An 18,179-nucleotide genomic window follows, 5' to 3' on the forward strand; every position below is an offset into this window, starting at 1 on the left:
TGGGGTCACCTCTTGAGGTACCTCACCGCACCACCGCGTACAGCACCTGCCCACCCGGCCCCCGAGCCACCACCCGCAACCCCGACCACCGAACGCCGCCCCGCTCCCGATCCACCACCCACCGGACCCCATACGCCCGCACAATCCCCCGCCGCTCCCCCACCGACGTCCCCACCGCGAAGAACCGCCGCACAGCAGCACCCCGTCGCCCCTCATCCGCCAGAAAGAAGTCGGGATACCCAGGCGCCACGGTGTACGCCCCATACGCCGGAATCTGCCGAGCCGGAAACGTCCGAGCCATCACCACGTCCCCGTACTTCACCCACGGAGTGATCCAGTGGTACCCCACCCAGGGCGCCCGGTACTTCGCCGCCACCGCCTCCGGCAACACCCCCCGCCCCACCACGTACCCCACGGTCCCCGCCTGCGTCCACGCCCCCACGGCCAACGCCCCGGCGAGCACACAGACCCACGCCGTCCGCGAGGCCCGCGGTTCGACCACCTCCACCGCCGCAGCGACCTGCGCCGGAATCAACGCGGCCGGCAGCACCCGCCCCCACGAGTAGTCCCCGCTCACCCCACCCACCGCGAACACCCCCACCCCCAGCACAAAGAACAACACCAGCGGATCCCACCGATCCCGCCGCCACCGCAGCACCAGCGCCCCCACCCCCACCAGCACCAGCCCGAACCGCCCGACCGGATCCCGGTACAGCGCCCGATGCACCGACCCCAGCTCCCCGCCCGCCCCGAACAACGCGAAGAAGTCGTAGTACGGCCACAACCACAGCACCACCACCCCCACCCCCAGCCCGCCTCCCAGCCGCGCCCACACGCCCCTGTCCGGCCGCGCGGCGACCACCGCGGCGACCACCGTGGCCAGCGCGCCCAGTGAGGCCACGACCCCCGAGAACTGGTGGCAGAGCAGAATCACCGCCCACAGCACCCCGAGCCCCAGCCACGTTCCCCACCCGGCCGGCCCGCGCAGCGCTCCCGCCAGCCACGCCCAGAAATGAAAAGCCAGCCCCAGCGCGAACACACTCGGATACGACACCGTCAACGCCAACGAGTTCAGCCCCAGAAACCCGCTCCACGCGAACAGCACCGGCCCCCACAGAAACAGCAGACACAGCAACGCCAACGCCGGCGCCGCCCGGCGCGCGCTCAGCGTGCGGACGTACCGCCACACGCCCGTCACGAGCAGCCCCAGCCCCACCACGGCCCCGATCCGCAGCACCACGAAGACCGAAAGTCCCGTCACCCGTGCGAGGCAGCCGAGCAGCAGCATCCACGGCGAGTAGTACGGACTCGGCGTGTCCGCGTCCACGAGCGGATTCCCGGGGTGCACCAGACTGTGCCGCAGCCGCTCGATCGTCGCCGCGTGCATCCCGAGGTCACCGGCCCACGGCAGCCGCACGATCACCAGGAGCAGCAGAAGCAGCACCAGCGCGGCGCCCGCCAGGGGCGAGCTTCTAATCGCGGCGCGCATCGTGCTGGAACACCCAGGTGCGGTACACGAGGAAACGGAAGGCCGAGGCGAGCACGATCGACAGGGCCTTCACCGCATTCGACTCCAGCGGCCCGGTCAGCCCCAGTCCGTGATAGCCGACGTAGAACAGCCCGCTTTCCATGACCACACCGAGCCCGCTGAAGACGAAGAACAACCCGATCTGGCGTGGCGTACGGGCCGCCCGGTCGCGATAGGCGAAATAGCGGAAGCCCAGGTAATTGGTGCCCATGGCGACGACGCTGGCCAGCACGGTCGCGACCATGGCCCGCCACCCGAGGCCGTGCAGCAGCAGGTTGAAGACGACGAGATTCACCGCGACGCCGCTTCCGCCGACGATCCCGAAGCTCACCACCTCACGGAGGACCCGCTGCACCGACCGGACACGAGCGAGGGGAGCGGTCACTCGCTCCTCGGAGAGGTTCACAGTCACCTCATAAGCCTTAGCCCGAAACGGTAAGTCCTCCACTCGATTCGCCCTAAAGCCCGCCTAAGGCACGCCAAAACCCGCCTAAGGCACGCCAAGAAAGGGCGCCCCGAGCCATTCCGGCCCGGGGCGCCCTGATCGTCGTACGGCCAATGCGTCCGTCTACGAATGCCTACGAATGCGACCGCAACAGCGTCCGCATCGTCCGCATCGCCACCGACAGATTCGCCAGGTCGAACGTCTCCGACCCCTGGATTTCCTCCAGAGTCGTCCGCGCCCGCCCGAGGATCGCCGCGTTCTTCTCCTCCCACGCCTTGAAGCGCTGCTCGGGAGTCGACGTGCCGTTGCCCGCCGCCAGCACGTCGGCCGTGACCGCCGAGTGGGCCGCGTACAGGTCCTCGCGGATGGAGGCGCGGGCCATGGACTGCCAGCGGTCCGCGCGGGGCAGCTCGATGATGCGTTCCATCAGCTGGGTGATGCGCAGGCGGTCGGCGAGGTCGTAGTAGACCTCGGCGACGTCCAGCGGCTCCCGGCCCATGCGGTCGCCGACCGAGACGATGTCGAGCGTGGGGAAGGCGGAGGAGAACCCGGACACCCGGGTGGCCAGCTCGTCCGGCACGCCGGCGCCGGTCAGCTCGTCGTAGATCTTCTGGTACCACTCCAGGTCCGCGCCCTTGAGCAGCTTCGGCAGCTGCGTCCACACCTGCTCGACGCGCTCGCCGAAGAAGTCGACGGTCTCGGCGAGCTGGAGCGGCTGGGGCCGGTTGTTGAGCAGCCAGCGCGTGCCGCGTTCCACCAGGCGGCGCGAGTGCAGCCGGATCCGGGTCAGTACGGCGGCCTCGACCTGGTTGTCGAGCGCCTCGACCCCGTCCCACACGACGCCGGAGCGGAAGATGGCGCGGGCCGCGGTCTGCGCCCGCACGATCTCCTCCAGCGAGGCTCCGGTCTCCTCGCGCAGGCGGTGCAGGTAGGTCGTACCGCCCGTGTTGACCGTGTCGTTGACCAGGACGGTCGTGGTGATCTCGCGGCGCAGCGGGTGGGCGTCGATCCGCTCGGCGAACTGTTCGCGCAGGGCGCTCGGGAAGTACGCGTGCAGCAGAGCGCGCAGGTAGGGGTCGTCCGGCAGCGAGGTGTGCAGCAGCTCCTCGGCGACCGTGATCTTCGTGTACGCCAGCAGGACGGCCGTCTCCGGGCTCGTCAGGCCCTGGCCCTGGCTGAGCCGCTCGCGGATCTGACGGTCGGTGGGCAGGAACTCCAGGGCCCGGTTCAGGTGGCCCTCGCGCACCAGGTGCTTCATGAAGCGCTGCTGGGCGTGGAGCATGTCCTTGGACTGGGCCAGCGCGTTGGCGATCGCCGTGTTCTGGGCGTAGTTGTTGCGCAGGACCAGGTGGCCGACCTCGTCGGTCATCTCGGCGAGCAGCTTGTTGCGCTGCTTGACGGTCATGTCGCCGTCCGCGACCAGGCCGTTGAGCAGGATCTTGATGTTCACCTCGTGGTCGGAGGTGTCCACGCCCGCGCTGTTGTCGATGGCGTCCGTGTTGATCTTGCCGCCGTTCAGCGCGAACTCGATCCGGCCGAGCTGGGTCAGCCCCAGGTTGCCGCCCTCGCCGACGACCTTGACGCGCAGGTCGGCGCCGTCCACCCGGATCGCGTCGTTGGCCTTGTCGCCGACGTCCGCGTGGGTTTCCGTGCTCGCCTTGACGTACGTGCCGATGCCGCCGTTCCACAACAGGTCCACCGGCGCCTTGAGGATGGCCTTCATCAGCTCCGCCGGGGTCATCTTGGAGACCTTGCCCTCGATGCCGAGGGCCTGGCGGATGTGCGCGTTGACCTGGATCGCCTTGGCGGAACGGGGGAACACGCCGCCGCCCGTGGAGATGAGCTCGGTGTCGTAGTCGGCCCAGCTGGAGCGCGGCAGCTCGAAGACGCGGCGGCGCTCGGCGTAGGAGGTGGCCGCGTCCGGCTTCGGGTCGATGAAGATGTGCCGGTGGTCGAAGGCGGCGACCAGGCGGATGTGCTCGCTGAGCAGCATGCCGTTGCCGAACACGTCACCGGACATGTCGCCGATGCCGACCACCGTGAAGTCCTCGGCCTGCGTGTTCACGCCCAGCTCGCGGAAGTGCCGCTTGACGGACTCCCAGGCGCCGCGGGCGGTGATACCCATGCCCTTGTGGTCGTAGCCGGCGGAGCCGCCGGAGGCGAAGGCGTCGCCGAGCCAGAAGTTGTAGGTCTCGGCGACCTGGTTGGCGATGTCGGAGAAGGTCGCGGTGCCCTTGTCGGCGGCGACGACGAGGTAGGTGTCGTCCTCGTCGTGACGGACGACGTCGGCGGGCGGGACCACCTGGCCGGCGACCATGTTGTCGGTGATGTCGAGCAGCGCGGAGATGAAGGTCTTGTAGCTGCGGATGCCCTCCGCCATCCAGGCGTCCCGGTCGACGGCCGGGTCGGGCAGCTGCTTGGCGACGAAGCCGCCCTTGGCGCCGACGGGCACGATGACGGTGTTCTTCACCATCTGCGCCTTCACCAGCCCGAGGATCTCGGTCCGGAAGTCCTCACGCCGGTCGGACCAGCGCAGCCCACCGCGCGCGACCTTCCCGAACCGCAGATGCACGCCTTCCACCCGCGGCGAGTACACCCAGATCTCGTACGCCGGACGCGGCGCCGGCAGATCCGGGATCATCTGCGGGTCGAACTTCATGGAGACGTACTCGTGCCGCTTGCCGCCCGCCGCCTCCTGGAAGAAGTTCGTACGCAGCGTCGCCTTGATGACGGTCAGGAAGGACCGCAGGATCCGGTCCTCGTCGAGACTCGCCACCTGGTCGAGGGCGGCGTCCAGCTCCTCCATCAGGGCGTCGGTCAGCTCGAGGCCGGCGCGCTGCCGGTCCGGCGACATCCGCGCCTCGAACAGCGATACGAGCAGCCGGGTGGTGTGGACGTTGTTGCGGAGGGTGTCCTCCATGTAGTCCTGGCTGAACGTCGAGCCCGCCTGGCGCAGGTACTTCGCGTACGCCCGCAGCACCATCGCCTGCCGCCAGTGCAACCCGGCGCTCAGCACGAGGGCGTTGAACCCGTCGTTCTCCGCCTGGCCGGTCCAGGTGGCGGCGAAGGCGTCCTGGAACCGCTCGCGCCCGTCGTCACCGAGGTAGTCGCCGCTCCCGCTCTTCGGCTGGGGCATCCGCAGCCCGAAGTCGTAGATCCAGGCCACACTGCGGTCGGAGCAGCGCAGCTCGTACGGCCGCTCGTCCATCACCTCGACGCCGAGGCGGTTGAGGACCGGCAGGACGGCCGACAGGGAGATGGAGTCGCCCTTGCGGTAGATCTTGAACCGGCGCTCCTCGGGAGCCGCGCCCACGGGCTCGTAGAGGCTCAGCGCGAAGTTCTTCTCCTCGGTGAGCTGTTCCACGTGGGCGAGGTCGGCGACCGCGGAGCGCGAGCTGTGGTCGGCCTTGTAGCCCTCGGGGAAGGCGTTGCCGTACCGGCGCAGCAGTTCCGCGGCCCGCTCCTCGCCGAACTCGGCGTTCAGCGCCTCCGCGAACCCGTCGGCCCACGACCGCGCCGCCTCCACCAGCCGCGCCTCGATGCGCTCCTTGTCGATGTCGGACAGCTGGGGCAGCTCGGTGCCCTGCGGGACGCGGACGACGAAGTGCAGCCGGGAGAGGATCGACTCGGTGTTCCAGGCGGTGAAGTCGACGCTGGTGCCGCCGAGTTCCTCCTTCAGGATGTCGATGATCCGCAGCCGTACGCTCGTGGTGTACCGGTCGCGGGGCAGGTAGACGAGGGCGGAGTAGTAGCGCCCGTACTCGTCCTGCCGCAGGTAGAGCCTGAGCCGCCGCCGCTCCTGGAGGTAGAGCACGGACGTGACGATGGTCTGCAACTCGTCGACGGGCGTCTGGAAGAGCTCGTCACGGGGATAGGTCTCGAGGATCTGCAGCAGATCCCGCCCGTCGTGACTGTTGGGCGAGAACCCGGCCCGCTCCAGCACGTCCTCGACCTTGCGCCGGATGACCGGCACGCGCCGCACGGACTCGGTGTACGCGGCGGACGAGAACAACCCGAGGAAGCGCCGCTCACCGACGACATTCCCGTCGGCGTCGAACTTCTTGACGCCGATGTAGTCCAGGTACGACGGCCGGTGCACGGTGGAGCGGCTGTTGGCCTTGGTCAGCACGAGCAGCTTGTGCTCGCGGGCCTTGGCGCGGGCGTCGGCGGGCAGCCGCTCGAAGGACGGGCTGACGGGGTGGCTCTCTTCGCCGGAGTGGTGCGGGTCGGAGCGCAGAATCCCCAGCCCGGTGCCGGGCACGGCGGCCAGCGAGTCGTCCTCCCGCAGCTGGTACTCCCGGAACCCGAGGAAGGTGAAGTGGTCGTCGGCGAGCCAGCGCAGCAGCTCGCGGGCCTCTTCGATCTCCATCTCGCGCAGGTCCGAGGCGATGGGCTCCTTGGGCAGTTCGTCGGCCATGCGCAGCGCCGCGTCCCGCATCTTCTCCCAGTCCTCGACCGCCTCACGGACGTCGGACAGGACGCGCAGCAGGTCGGCGGTGATCTGCTTCAGATCACCGCGGTCGGTCTCGCGGTCGATCTCGACATGGATCCAGGACTCGATGTGCGCGTCGTGCGACAGCTCACCCGTGGGCGGCGTGGTGAACACCTCGACGAGCTTGCCGGTGACATCGCGCCGGACGACGATCTGCGGATGGATGACGACGTGAATGCCCCGCCCCTGCCGCGTGAGCTCGTTCGTCACGGAGTCGACGAGGAAGGGCATGTCATCGGTGACGACTTCCACCACGGAGTGGCTGCAGGTCCACCCGTTCTCTTCCACAGTGGGCGTGTGCACCCGCACGTTGGCCGTGCCCTGCGGGCGGTTCTCGGCCAGCCGGTAGTGCGAGAGTGCGGCTCCGAAGACGTCGACCGGGTCGCGGCCGGACAGGTCCTCCGGGGCGGTGTGCAGGTAGTAGCGCTGGAGGAACGACAGCACGGAGTCATGGTCCGGGGTCTCCGGGGTGCCCGCGCCCGTCGTCCCAGTCGGTAGATGCCCCCCGACCGGGCTGTTCTCAGCGACCCGGGCGGCCCTCTCGAGCAGCTCGGCCTTGGCTTCGTCCAGCTTGGTCTGCATTGTCCTCTGGCTCCTGTCGCGCGCCGTTGCGTGACGTAGAAGGAAGTACGGTCTCTTCCCCTCCGACGTAACGCCGCGACGCGGGGTGTCCGGTCTGCTTCGACGCTATGCCGCAAGGTGAGATGAGCGGGGGGATATCAGCCATTCTCGACACGCCCGACGGGTGTGACGCTGCTCTCTGCGCCGCCGGTCGGGCTGTACACGGCGGCGTCCTCGGGACCTCTACGCCCCCATCCCGCCCGCGAAGACCAGCGACCGCCACCCGGTCACGGATGTCGTCCGTGCTCCCCGGGCGCAGGGCAGGGGCAAGAACGCCCCCGCGAACTATCGCGCTGATCACGCCACCAAGGCTATCGCTCCTTACAGGGGGCCCGTCATGAGCCGTATGTGTACAAAACTGGGGGTGGGACTTTGACAGTCTGCACATGGGCGGGGGGTGGCTGGGCGTGCGGGTCCGCGTCATTCGACGCGGCGAGCGTGGGCACGCGGAGCCTGCCCGGCCGCGCCTCAGGGTGCCGGGACGGTCAAGAGGACGCAGCACACAGGCGAACGCCGCTCGCATCTCAGCCGTCCGGCGTCTGAATACGAGCCCTGCCATCCCAACCCCACCCACCGCAGGGGTCACACCTCCCAGCGCCGACCAGCTGAACTCAGCCCGTCCAGCAGTCCGGCATATGAATACGAGCCCTGCCATCCCAACCCCACCCACCCGCACGGGCCACACCTCTCAGCGCCGACCAGCTGAACTCAGCCCGTCCGACATACGAATACGAGCCCTCTCAACGCCGACCAGCAGTACTCAGCCCGCCCGGCATACGAATACGAGCCCTCTCAACGCCGACCAGCAGTACTCAGCCCGCCCGGCGTTTGAGGACGAGGCCCTTCAGGCCGAAGCGGGGGTCTGGGGGCGGCGCCCCCAGTGGGGTGCAGGGGCGAAGCCCCGCCAGGGCCACACGGCGCCGCCCAGCAGGTCCAGGGGCGCAGCCCCTGGCGGGGTTGAAGGGGCGGAGCCCCTGGGGATGGGACGGGTAGGGGCGGCGGGGGCGAGAAACCCCGACCCGGCACCAGCCCACAGCACCCCGGCCGACCACCCCCCTTGGCAATCCCACCCCCAAGGTGCACGTTGCCCGTACACGGCCCACGCCCACCCGAGAGGAGCCACCCGCCATGCCAGCGAAAATCCTCATCGTCACCGGCGACGCAGCAGAGTCACTGGAGGTCCTGTACCCCTACCAGCGCCTCCGCGAAGAGGGCTACGACGTCCACATCGCGGCCCCCACCCGCAAAACCCTCCGTTTCGTCGTCCATGACTTCGAACCCGGCTTCGACACCTACACCGAAAAGCCCGGCTACACCTGGCCCGCCGACCTGGCCTTCGCCGAGGTCGACCCCGGCGAGTACGCCGCCCTGGTCATCCCCGGCGGCCGCGCCCCCGAATACCTCCGCAACGACCCAGAACTCCGCAAGATCCTGAAGTCCTTCTTCGACGCCGACAAACCCGTCGCCCAGATCTGTCACGGCCCCCTGCTCACCGCCGCGATCGACAGCCTCCGCGGCCGCCGCGTCACGGCGTACCCCGCCCTGGAACTGGACATGCAGGCCGCCGGCGCCACCTTCCAGGACGCCGAGACGGTGGTCGACGGCACCCTGGTCTCCGCCCGCGCCTGGCCGGACCACTCCCGCTGGATGCGCGAGTTCCTGACGGTGCTGCGCGCAAAGGCCCCGGCGATCTGACGCCACCGAGCCTTTCGCGGTTCGCAGGTGACATCAGGGGGACATCAGAAGGCCCCTCTGATCCTGGGCAGAAGCACGGCTGCGGAGTCCGGGGCAACCGGGGGCAACCGGGGCAACGGGGCAACCAACCCCGCCACCCCACGCCCAGTCCTGCCGCAGAGACAGCACCGGCGCGAAAACCTACGCCGCCAACCGCTCCGCCTCCACAACCGCCTCCGCCAACGTATCCACCACAGGCACCCCGACCTCCTCCAGACTGGCCCGGCTGTGCGACCCCCCGGTGTACAGCACAGCCCGCGCCCCCACATGCAACGCCGCCACCGCATCATCCGCGGCGTCCCCGATCACCACCGTACGAGCCGGGTCCACTCCCGCGAGCGCACCAAGATGCCGCACCATGTGCTGGGCCTTGCTCCCCCCGGACGGCCCGACCCGCCCGTCGACTCTCAGGAAGTGCGGCTCGATCCCGAACCCCCGCACCAACGGGACGAGTTCCTCATGGACGTACATGCTGAGCAGGGACTGGCTGCGCCCGGCGGACCGCCACTCCACGAGCAGCTCCGCCACACCCTCCGTAAGGCTGCACCGCACCCGGTGCTCGGCGTAGTACCGATGGAAGGTCTCGTCCATGATCTCCCACTCGGCGTCGGTCGGCAGCCGCCCCATCAGCCGCTCGTAGAACTTCGGCACCGGCACGCAGTACAGCGCCCGGTACTGCTCGATCGTGATCGGCTCCAGCCCCAGCTCGGCGAAAGCCGCGTTCGTCGCCCCGATGATCGCGTCATTGTCGTGGAACAGCGTCCCGTTCCAGTCCCACACAATGTGCGCGTCTGTCTGCTTCCCCATGCCAAAAACGTACCCGCCACCACTGACAATCATGAGACCCACAGGTCAAAGCGACGCTGAAGCAACTGTGAACCACCGAAGCAACCGTGAACCGCCGAAACAAGACGTGAACCGCCGAAACAAGACGTGATCCGCCGAAGCAACCGTGAACCCGCTCAGTCCCCGAGCCCCACCAGATTCGGAATCTCCTGCGTCGCGAACCACAGCAGCTCGTGGTCCTCGGCCCCGTCCACGACGAACTGCGCGTCGTCGTCCCCACCGTCCGCCGCGGCCAAGGCTTCCGCCGCCGCGGCCACGTCCGCCTCCGCGTCACCCGAGTCGACGTGCACGGAGGCAGCCTTGGCCAGCGCCACGCTCCCCGCGACCCGCACCTCGCCGAGTGCCGCCGGATCGAGCGCCCGGTCAGGATCGGCGGTCGCCGCCCCGTCGGGCACATCCACGGCGACCACGACCCGGCGCCGCACCGCTGCGGGGTCCGCCGCCAGCAGCCGCAGCGAGGCCAGCGCGGCCCGGTTCAGTGCCGCGTACTCCAGCTCCTCGATGTCATCGGAGAGGTACCACTCGCGCAACGCGGGCGTGACGGCGTACGCGACGAACGGCTCGCGCCCCAGCTCTCCCGCCTTGTACGCCTCGGCGAGACCGGGAAGGGTCAGGGGGACGTAGACGCGCATGGCTGGCCGCTTTCGGTCGGAGACTCCTCACACCCCTCGCGGAGGGTGTACGGCACCTCCCGCAGGGCCTTCAGGATACGTGCGCCGCGTCCCCTTTCGAGTCCCTGCCCGCACCACCTCAGGCGTTCACCCACGTCCCGGAATTCACCCGGCACGCCCCCGCCACCACGGACTTTCACCTCTCCCAATCACCCGGATAGGTGAACTCGCCAGCGACCCCGACCCGCACCTCCCCCACCTTGCCGTCATGGTCCGCAACCCCGTACAAGATCCCCAACCACGAAGTTACCGCCCGGTATCACCCGGGCCGATCGAGCGGGGACACCATGCACAAGGTCATGACCAGGGCAAACCACCACTCCGGCACCCGCCCGCCGAGCCGCCGCGACTCCCGCCGCCCCGGCGCCACACCACCCCGTACGCCGGGCGGTGGCACCGTCCGCACCACGGCCCCCGGCGGCCGTCCACCGGGCTCACCGGGCGCCGGCGGTACGTCCGCCCGCACCAGGCCCGCCGACACCCGCCCCCAGACGGCCTCCCGCACGCCCAGGACCACGCCCACCACCAAGACCCCCACCGCGACCACGACGCCGTCCAGGGCCACCGCTGCCGCGACCACGATGCCGACGTCGACGCCAACGAGGGCCACTGGCACCGCCCCCGCCCCGGCGGCCCCCGCCACCCCCACAGTCCCCACCCAGATCCTCCGCAGCCCGCTCCCCCAACCCCGCCCCACCGACGTCTTCGCCGACCGCCTCCTCGCGGTCCTGAGCGGCCAACGCCCCGTCCACTGCATGCTCCGGCACACCGCGGGCCGCGCCTACGACGAGCTGGCCTGGCTCGCCGAACGCGGCTCCCTGCGCCCCACCCGCGGCATCCTCCCCGTCGTCCGCGACATCGGCTACGACATTCCCCGCCCCGGCGCCATCGAGGCCTTCGCCCGCATCGGCGCCGGCGACCAGCTGCGCGCGATGGCGTTCCGCCTGGAACGGGGCCAGGACCTGCGCTGGCGCTGCACCGCGGTGGAACTGGGCGGCCCGCGCCCGCCCCGCACGGACGACGCCTGACCGACGGAACGCCGAAGGGCCGGGCACCCTCGGGTGACCCGGCCCCTTCAACACTCAGCCCTGCAAACGATTCAGTCCTGCAGACAACTCAGTCCTACAGACCACTCGGCCCCGCATAGCCGCTACGGCGCCGCATAGCCGCTACGGCACCGCATAGCCGCTACGGCACCACAGGCACCGTCACTTCTTGCGGCGCCGCCCGCCCCGGGCCTGCTTGCGCCGCTCCGCGCGCGTGAGGCCGTCCGCCTCGGAGCGCACGGGCTCGTCCTCGGCAAACTCGCCTTCGATGACACCGCCCTCGCCGTCCACCGTGGGCGCGGAGAAGTGCAGATCACGCCGCTGCGGAACGTCGAGCCCCTTGGCGCGGATCTCGGGACGCGAGCCCCCCTGCGCCGGCACGGCGTCCTGCTTGTCGAGCGACGGCTTGGTGTCCTCGACCGGGACCTCCTCGACCTGCTGCTCGACCTGGACCTCCAGGTTGAACAGGTAGCCGACGGACTCCTCCTTGATGCCCTCCATCATGGCGGTGAACATGTCGAAGCCCTCGCGCTGGTACTCGACCAGCGGGTCCTTCTGCGCCATCGCGCGCAGGCCGATGCCCTCCTGGAGGTAGTCCATCTCGTAGAGGTGCTCGCGCCACTTGCGGTCCAGGACCGACAGCACGACCCGACGCTCCAGCTCACGCATGATCTCGGAGCCGAGCTGCGCCTCACGCGCCTCGTACTGCTCGTGGATGTCGTCCTTGATGGAGTCGGAGATGAACTCGGCGGTCAGTCCGGCGCGGTCACCGGCCGCCTCCTCCAGCTCCTCGACAGTGACCTTCACCGGGTAGAGCTGCTTGAACGCACCCCACAGCCGGTCCAGGTCCCAGTCCTCCGGGAAGCCCTCGGCGGTCTCCGCGCCGACGTACGCGTCGATGGTGTCGTCCATGAAGTGCTGGACCTGCTCGTGCAGGTCCTCGCCCTCCAGGACGCGGCGCCGCTCGCCGTAGATGACCTCGCGCTGGCGGTTGAGGACCTCGTCGTACTTCAGGACGTTCTTACGCGTTTCGAAGTTCTGCTGCTCGACCTGCGACTGGGCGGACGCGATCGCGCGCGTGACCATCTTGTTCTCGATCGGCACGTCGTCCGGGACGTTCGCCATCGACATCACGCGCTCGACCATCTGGGCCTTGAACAGGCGCATCAGGTCGTCGCCGAGGGAGAGGTAGAAGCGGGACTCGCCGGGGTCGCCCTGACGGCCGGAACGACCGCGCAGCTGGTTGTCGATACGCCGCGACTCGTGCCGTTCGGTGCCCAGCACGTAGAGCCCGCCGAGGTCCTTGACCTCCTCGAACTCGGCCTGCACCGCCTTCTTGGCCCTCTCCAGGGCGGCGGGCAGCGCGGCGGCCCACTCCTCGATGTGCTCCTCGGGGTCGAGGCCGCGCTGGCGCAGCTCCGCCTCGGCGAGGTCTTCCGGGTTGCCGCCGAGCTTGATGTCCGTACCACGGCCGGCCATGTTCGTGGCCACCGTCACGGCGCCCTTACGGCCGGCCTGGGCGACGATCGCCGCCTCCCGGTCGTGCTGCTTGGCGTTCAGCACCTCGTGCTGGATTCCGCGCTTGCTCAGCTGCTGCGACAGGTACTCGGACTTCTCGACCGACGTCGTGCCGACGAGGATCGGCTGGCCCTTCTCGTGCTTCTCGGCGATGTCGTCGACGACCGCGTCGAACTTCGCGACCTCGGTGCGGTAGATCAGGTCCGACTGGTCCTTGCGGATCATCGGCTTGTTGGTCGGGATCGGGACGACACCGAGCTTGTAGATCTGGTGGAACTCGGCGGCCTCGGTCATCGCCGTACCGGTCATACCGGAGAGCTTGTCGTAGAGGCGGAAGAAGTTCTGCAGGGTGATCGTGGCGAGAGTCTGGTTCTCGTCCTTGATGTCCACCCCTTCCTTCGCCTCGATCGCCTGATGCATGCCCTCGTTGTAGCGGCGGCCGGCGAGGATACGGCCGGTGTGCTCGTCGACGATCATGACCTCGCCGTCGATGACGACGTAGTCCTTGTCCTTCTTGAAGAGCTCCTTGGCCTTGATGGCGTTGTTCAGGTAGCCGACCAGCGGCGTGTTCACCGACTCGTAGAGGTTGTCGATACCCAGCCAGTCCTCGACCTTCGAGACACCGGACTCGTGGATGGCGACCGTGCGCTTCTTCTCGTCGACGTCGTAGTCGCCGGTCTCCTCGAGGCCCTTGAGGGGGTTGCCCGCCTCGCCGCGCTTGAGGCGCGTGACCAGCTTGGCGAAGTCGCCGTACCACTTGGTGGCCTGGTCGGCCGGGCCGGAGATGATCAGCGGCGTACGGGCCTCGTCGACGAGGATCGAGTCGACCTCGTCGACGATCGCGAAGTTGTGGCCCCGCTGGACGAGCTCGTCCTTGGACCACGCCATGTTGTCGCGCAGGTAGTCGAAGCCGAACTCGTTGTTCGTGCCGTACGTGATGTCGCACGCGTACTGCTCGCGGCGCTGGGCCGGCGTCATGTTGGCGAGGATGCAGCCGACGGTCAGGCCCAGGAACTTGTGGACGCGGCTCATCAACTCGGACTGGCTCTCGGCCAGGTAGTCGTTGACCGTGATGAGGTGAACGCCGTCTCCGGAGAGAGCGTTCAGATACGCGGGCAGGGTGCCGACGAGGGTCTTGCCCTCACCGGTCTTCATCTCGGCCACATAGCCGAGATGCAGGGCGGCACCGCCCATCATCTGGACGTCGTAGTGCCGCTGGCCGAGGACGCGCTTGGCGGCCTCTCGCACGGTCGCGAACGCTTCGGGAAGCAGGTCGTCCAGGCTCTCACCATCGGCATAGCGCTGCTTGTACTCATCGGTGAGGGCCCGCAGCTCGGCGTCGGAGAGGTCGACGAAGTCCTCTTCGATGGAGTTGACCTGGTCCGCGATGCGGTGCAGCTTGCGCAGGATCTTGCCTTCGCCTGCACGCATGATCTTGGAGAGGACGGACACGGGGGTTGGTCTCCTTGCCGGTCGGGCCTGGGACGGTCGGTTTCCATTGGACTACTGCGCAACGGCCATCGTATGCGAGGACCCCGCCACGCCGGGAGGCCTGCCACGACGGCGACCGTCCACTGCTTCACATCTCTTCAATGGGGACAACGTCCGGGGCCCGCGGATGGTGCCGCGCGGCGCCGACGAATCACGCGAATTGTGATCACCCGCTTACACAGAGCAAAAACATGGCGCCTTTGTCGCTCTCCCGAGCAGAATCGCCCGATGGACCCCGTCACGCTCACCACCGACCGCCTCCTGCTGCGCACGGTCGGCCCGCAGGACACCGACGCCGTGTACGCGGCCGCCCAGGACCCCGACATCCAACGCTGGACGTCGATCCCCTCGCCCTACCTCCCCGAACACGCCGAGAGCTTCACGGAACAACTGGTCCCCGACGGCTGGGCGAGCGGTTCGTCGCTCACCTGGGGCATCTTCCTGCCCCGAGGGGAAGACCTGGCGGGCATGCTCAGCCTCGGCATGCGCTCTCCCGGCACGTTCGAGATCGGCTTCTGGTGCGGCAAGGACCACCGCGGCAACGGCTACATCACCGAGGCCGCCCGCGCCACGTCCCGCTGGGCCTTCACCCACCTGTCGGTGGACCGAGTGGAATGGCGCGCCGAGATCGGCAACAAGCCCTCCCGCGCGGTGGCGGAACGCGCCGGCTTCACCCTCGAGGGCGTCCTGCGCTCCGCGCTCATCCACCAGGGCGTACGCCGGGACTGCTGGATGGGTTCGCTCCTGCCCTCGGATCTGGGCCTGCCGTCGACGGCGCCCTATCTGCCGGCCCGCTCCTGACCGCCGCAGCGCACACCCGCGACGAATCCCCAGCCCACGCCCCGTTGTCAGACCCACCCCCTATCGTGCGGACCCATGACGACCTCGCGCCCCACCGCCGAACTCTCCGCAGACGAGGCCCGCCGCATCGCCCTTCGCGCCCAGGGTTTCCTCGGAGCCCCCCAGCGCAAAGCAGGCGTCCGCGGCCTCCTTCGCCACCTGGGCGCGGTGCAACTCGACACGATCTCGGTCCTCGCCCGCTCCCACGAACTCATCCCGTACGCCCGCCTGGGAGCCGTGGGCCGCAAGACGATCGAGAGCGCGTACTGGAAGCCGTCCGTCGGCGCCTCTCCGGCTCGACCGCACGCCTTCGAGTACTGGTCCCACGCCGCCTGCATACTCCCCATCGAGGAGTGGCCCCACTTCGCCTTCCGTCGCCGCGCCTACCGCAACCGCCCGCACTGGAACCACGAACTCCCCGACGGCGCCTACGACCAGGTCATCAAGCAGCTCCGCGCCGAGGGCCCCCTCACCGCCACGGAGCTGGGCGGCGCGAAGCGGACCAGTGAGTGGTGGGACTGGTCGGGTTCGAAGGTGGCCGTCGAGCGCGCCCTCATGTACGGCGAGGTGGTGTGCGTCGAGCGCCGCGGCTGGAAGCGCGTCTACGACCTGGCCGAACGCGCCGTCCCGGAAGCGCTGTTGCACGACGACCTGGACGACACCGAGTGCCTGCGCCGCCTGGTCCGGCTGGCCGGCCAGTCCCTGGGCGTCGGCACGCGCGCGGACATCGCCGACTACCACCGCCTCAAGGGCGAACAGGTCGAGGCGGTGATCGCCGACTCCGGCCTGGTCCCGGTCACCGTCGAGGGCTGGGGCAAGCCGGCCTGGGCCGACCCGGCCGCCCTGGAGACACCCCCGCGCGGCCGCCACCGCACCACGCTGCTGTCCCCCTTCGACTCCCTCATCTGGGAACGGGCACGCACGGAGCGGATCTTCGGCTTCACCCACCGCCTGGAGGCATACGTCCCCAAGCAGAAGCGGGTGTACGGCTACTTCGCGATGCCCGTGCTGGCCGGCGGCCACCTCGTCGGCCGCGTGGACCCGGCCCGCGAGGGCCGCACTCTGGTCGCCAAGCAGGTCACCCTGAACGGCCCGAAGGCAGTCCCGGCGGTGGCCCAGGCACTGGTCGAGGCGGCGAGCTGGGTGGACTGCACGGACGTACGCGTGGAACGGGTGGACGCACCGGACCTGCGCGAGCCCCTCACGAAGGAGCTCACCCGCACCCTCACCTGACTCTTACCGGATCTCGAGGATCTTCTCCCGCATCGCGTAGACCACGGCCTCCATCCTGGAGTGCAGCTGCAGCTTCTCCAGGATGTTGCGCACGTGGTTCTTCACGGTGTTCTCGGAGATGAACAACTCCTTGGCGATGTCCCGGTTGTTCATCCCGGTGGCGACGAGCTTGAGCACTTCCAGCTCACGGTCCGTAAGTCGCGGCGCCGGCACGAGACGGCGCTCGTCGGTCTTCTGGATCATCGACTTGAACTCGGTGAGCAGTTTCGACGCCATGGAAGGACTGATCTGCGACTGTCCGTCGGCCACCGCGCGAATGGCCGTGGCCACCTCGTCCGTCGAGATCTCCTTCAGGAGATAACCGGTCGCGCCCGCCTTGATCGCGTCGTAGAGGTCGGCCTCCTCGTCGCTGATCGTCAGCATGATGATCTTGGCGCTGGGGGCGACCTCCTTGATCGAGGTGCACGCCTCGATCCCGCCCCGCTTGGGCATCCGTACGTCCATCAGCACGATGTCCGGCAGCAGGTCGGCGGCCTTGTCCACGGCCTCCGCGCCGTCGCCCGCCTCCCCGATGACCTGGATGTCCTCCTCGGCTGCGAGCACGATCTCCAGGCCGCGGCGGAACAGGGCATGGTCGTCCACGACCAGCACACGGATCGGCTCCTTGCGTGGAGAGCCCGCGTCCGGGCCCATGTCGACGGCGCCGTCGCCGGCGTCCTCGTCCTGCATCGGTCCGAAGCTGTCCGCCATCGTTCCTCCCCCTGAAGGCTGTGGCCTGTGGTCCTGTGCCATCGCCAACCCAAGGCAACGGCCCAGCGGTTGGGCCGGTACGACCATGATTTCATGCCCGGACGACACTGCGGTGACGGGCGGGGCGCGAAGTGGTCGCACACCGGTGCCCCTGGGGGCGCACACGCGCACCAGGGGCACCGGCTCAGCTGTCAGCCGGATGATCAGCCGCCCAGCGTGCCACCCGCCACCGGGGGGTGCGCCTGGGTGACCATCGGGTCCGTGCTGAGGTGGATGACGCCGTAGTCGTAGGCGTGCCGCCGGTAGACGACACTCGGCTCCTTGGTCTCGGAGTCGATGAACAGGTAGAAGTCGTGCCCGACCAGTTCCATCTCGTAGAGGGCCTGGTCGAGGGTCATCGGGGAGGCGACGTGGGTCTTCTCGCGGACGACGAGGGGGCCTTCCCCCTTGACCTCCAGCGAGCCGATCTTCTTGGTGGGCACTGCGTCCGGCTCTTCCTCCCGGACGGCATGGCCGTTGCCGTTGAGCGTCGCCGCGTCCGGAACGTGGTCGGGGACCTCGGCTGCCGTGAGCCGTCGTGCGCCTCGGCGCGAGAAGCGCTTGTCGTGCTGCCTGCGCAGCCGGGCTTCCAGCTTTTCCGCCGCCAGGTCGAGTGCCGCGTACGGGTCGCTGGCTGCCGCCTCCGCCCGGATCACCGGACCGCGGGAGTGAAGTGTGATCTCCACTCGGTCACTGCGGTCGGCCTGTCGAGGGTTGGGCTCCTTGGACACCTCGACATCGAGGCTGATCACCTTGCCATCGAGCTTCTGGATCTTCTCCAGCTTCAGCTTCTCGGCCACGTGCTTGCGGAACCGCTCGGGCACCTCGGTCTTGCGGCCCTTGACGACGATGTCCACGCAGAACTCCGTTCCCGGATCGCTCCGCCTCGCTGCGGAGCATCTCCCTTTTGCACCAGGCTCCGGTG

At 69.1% G+C, this 18,179-nt stretch carries 12 protein-coding genes; 4 read left to right on the forward strand and 8 right to left on the reverse strand.

The window, feature by feature from the left end; genetic code table 11:
* Positions 1-22 precede the first annotated feature (22 nt).
* The 3 genes from Q4V64_RS19955 to Q4V64_RS19965 form a co-directional block, all read right to left on the reverse strand.
* The gene (locus Q4V64_RS19955) at positions 23-1,489 is read right to left on the reverse strand and encodes a hypothetical protein (RefSeq protein ID WP_303710730.1); all 1,467 of its coding nucleotides are present in this window, start codon (positions 1,487-1,489) and stop codon (positions 23-25) included.
* Positions 1,473-1,859: a GtrA family protein gene (locus tag Q4V64_RS19960; RefSeq protein WP_303710731.1), complete on the reverse strand. Its 387-nt coding sequence runs from the start codon at positions 1,857-1,859 to the stop codon at positions 1,473-1,475. The genes Q4V64_RS19955 and Q4V64_RS19960 overlap by 17 nt, the downstream gene beginning before the upstream one ends.
* A gap of 247 nt (positions 1,860-2,106) precedes the next feature.
* Entirely contained in the window at positions 2,107-7,047 is a 4,941-nt protein-coding gene (locus Q4V64_RS19965) for an NAD-glutamate dehydrogenase (protein ID WP_124441788.1), read from the reverse strand.
* Between the two features lie 1,167 nt (positions 7,048-8,214).
* Between Q4V64_RS19965 and Q4V64_RS19970 the strand changes: the two genes are divergently transcribed.
* Positions 8,215-8,781, forward strand: coding sequence for a DJ-1/PfpI family protein (locus tag Q4V64_RS19970; protein ID WP_124441787.1), 567 nt, complete (start codon positions 8,215-8,217; stop codon positions 8,779-8,781).
* Positions 8,782-8,961: 180 nt separating this feature from the next.
* Here the strand turns inward: Q4V64_RS19970 and Q4V64_RS19975 are convergent, their stop codons facing one another.
* Both Q4V64_RS19975 and Q4V64_RS19980 read right to left on the reverse strand, forming a co-directional pair.
* Complete coding sequence (locus Q4V64_RS19975) at positions 8,962-9,627, reverse strand: HAD family hydrolase (RefSeq protein ID WP_124441786.1); 666 nt, start codon at positions 9,625-9,627, stop codon at positions 8,962-8,964.
* 155 nt (positions 9,628-9,782) lie between these two features.
* Positions 9,783-10,298 (reverse strand): hypothetical protein, encoded by a 516-nt coding sequence (locus Q4V64_RS19980; RefSeq protein WP_124441785.1) that lies wholly within the window; start codon positions 10,296-10,298, stop codon positions 9,783-9,785.
* 326 nt (positions 10,299-10,624) lie between these two features.
* Here Q4V64_RS19980 and Q4V64_RS19985 point away from each other — a divergent pair, with 326 nt between their 5' ends.
* On the forward strand, positions 10,625-11,365 hold the full coding sequence (locus Q4V64_RS19985) for an Rv3235 family protein (protein ID WP_216377641.1): 741 nt from the start codon (positions 10,625-10,627) through the stop codon (positions 11,363-11,365).
* Between the two features lie 180 nt (positions 11,366-11,545).
* Here the strand turns inward: Q4V64_RS19985 and secA are convergent, their stop codons facing one another.
* Entirely contained in the window at positions 11,546-14,353 is a 2,808-nt protein-coding gene (secA, locus tag Q4V64_RS19990) for a preprotein translocase subunit SecA (RefSeq protein WP_124441782.1), read from the reverse strand.
* Between the two features lie 267 nt (positions 14,354-14,620).
* Here secA and Q4V64_RS19995 point away from each other — a divergent pair, with 267 nt between their 5' ends.
* Together Q4V64_RS19995 and Q4V64_RS20000 are read left to right on the forward strand one after the other, a co-directional pair.
* Positions 14,621-15,193, forward strand: a complete 573-nt coding sequence (locus tag Q4V64_RS19995) for a GNAT family N-acetyltransferase (protein WP_124441781.1) — start codon at positions 14,621-14,623, stop codon at positions 15,191-15,193.
* A 75-nt stretch (positions 15,194-15,268) separates the two neighbouring features.
* On the forward strand, positions 15,269-16,465 hold the full coding sequence (locus Q4V64_RS20000) for a crosslink repair DNA glycosylase YcaQ family protein (RefSeq protein ID WP_124441780.1): 1,197 nt from the start codon (positions 15,269-15,271) through the stop codon (positions 16,463-16,465).
* A gap of 3 nt (positions 16,466-16,468) precedes the next feature.
* Here Q4V64_RS20000 and Q4V64_RS20005 read toward each other — a convergent pair whose 3' ends face one another.
* Together Q4V64_RS20005 and raiA are read right to left on the reverse strand one after the other, a co-directional pair.
* Positions 16,469-17,215 (reverse strand): response regulator transcription factor, encoded by a 747-nt coding sequence (locus Q4V64_RS20005; protein WP_124441779.1) that lies wholly within the window; start codon positions 17,213-17,215, stop codon positions 16,469-16,471.
* 203 nt (positions 17,216-17,418) lie between these two features.
* Entirely contained in the window at positions 17,419-18,111 is a 693-nt protein-coding gene (raiA, locus tag Q4V64_RS20010) for a ribosome-associated translation inhibitor RaiA (RefSeq protein ID WP_124441778.1), read from the reverse strand.
* Between the last annotated feature and the right edge of the window lie 68 nt (positions 18,112-18,179).

It is taken from the genome of Streptomyces sp. NL15-2K (genome assembly GCF_030551255.1).
In the GTDB taxonomy this organism is placed as follows: domain Bacteria; phylum Actinomycetota; class Actinomycetes; order Streptomycetales; family Streptomycetaceae; genus Streptomyces.

Bases quoted from the DNA above. Each gene is read 5' to 3' on its own strand.
- Q4V64_RS19955 (WP_303710730.1), bottom strand. From the start codon at position 1,489: ATGCGCGCCGCGATTAGAAGCTCGCCCCTGGCGGGCGCCGCGCTGGTG.
- Q4V64_RS20005 (WP_124441779.1), bottom strand. From the start codon at position 17,215: ATGGCGGACAGCTTCGGACCGATGCAGGACGAGGACGCCGGCGACGGC.
- Q4V64_RS19980 (WP_124441785.1), bottom strand. From the start codon at position 10,298: ATGCGCGTCTACGTCCCCCTGACCCTTCCCGGTCTCGCCGAGGCGTAC.
- Q4V64_RS19970 (WP_124441787.1), top strand. From the start codon at position 8,215: ATGCCAGCGAAAATCCTCATCGTCACCGGCGACGCAGCAGAGTCACTG.
- Q4V64_RS20000 (WP_124441780.1), top strand. From the start codon at position 15,269: ATGACGACCTCGCGCCCCACCGCCGAACTCTCCGCAGACGAGGCCCGC.
- Q4V64_RS19995 (WP_124441781.1), top strand. From the start codon at position 14,621: ATGGACCCCGTCACGCTCACCACCGACCGCCTCCTGCTGCGCACGGTC.
- Q4V64_RS19985 (WP_216377641.1), top strand. From the start codon at position 10,625: ATGCACAAGGTCATGACCAGGGCAAACCACCACTCCGGCACCCGCCCG.
- Q4V64_RS19975 (WP_124441786.1), bottom strand. From the start codon at position 9,627: ATGGGGAAGCAGACAGACGCGCACATTGTGTGGGACTGGAACGGGACG.
- Q4V64_RS19965 (WP_124441788.1), bottom strand. From the start codon at position 7,047: ATGCAGACCAAGCTGGACGAAGCCAAGGCCGAGCTGCTCGAGAGGGCC.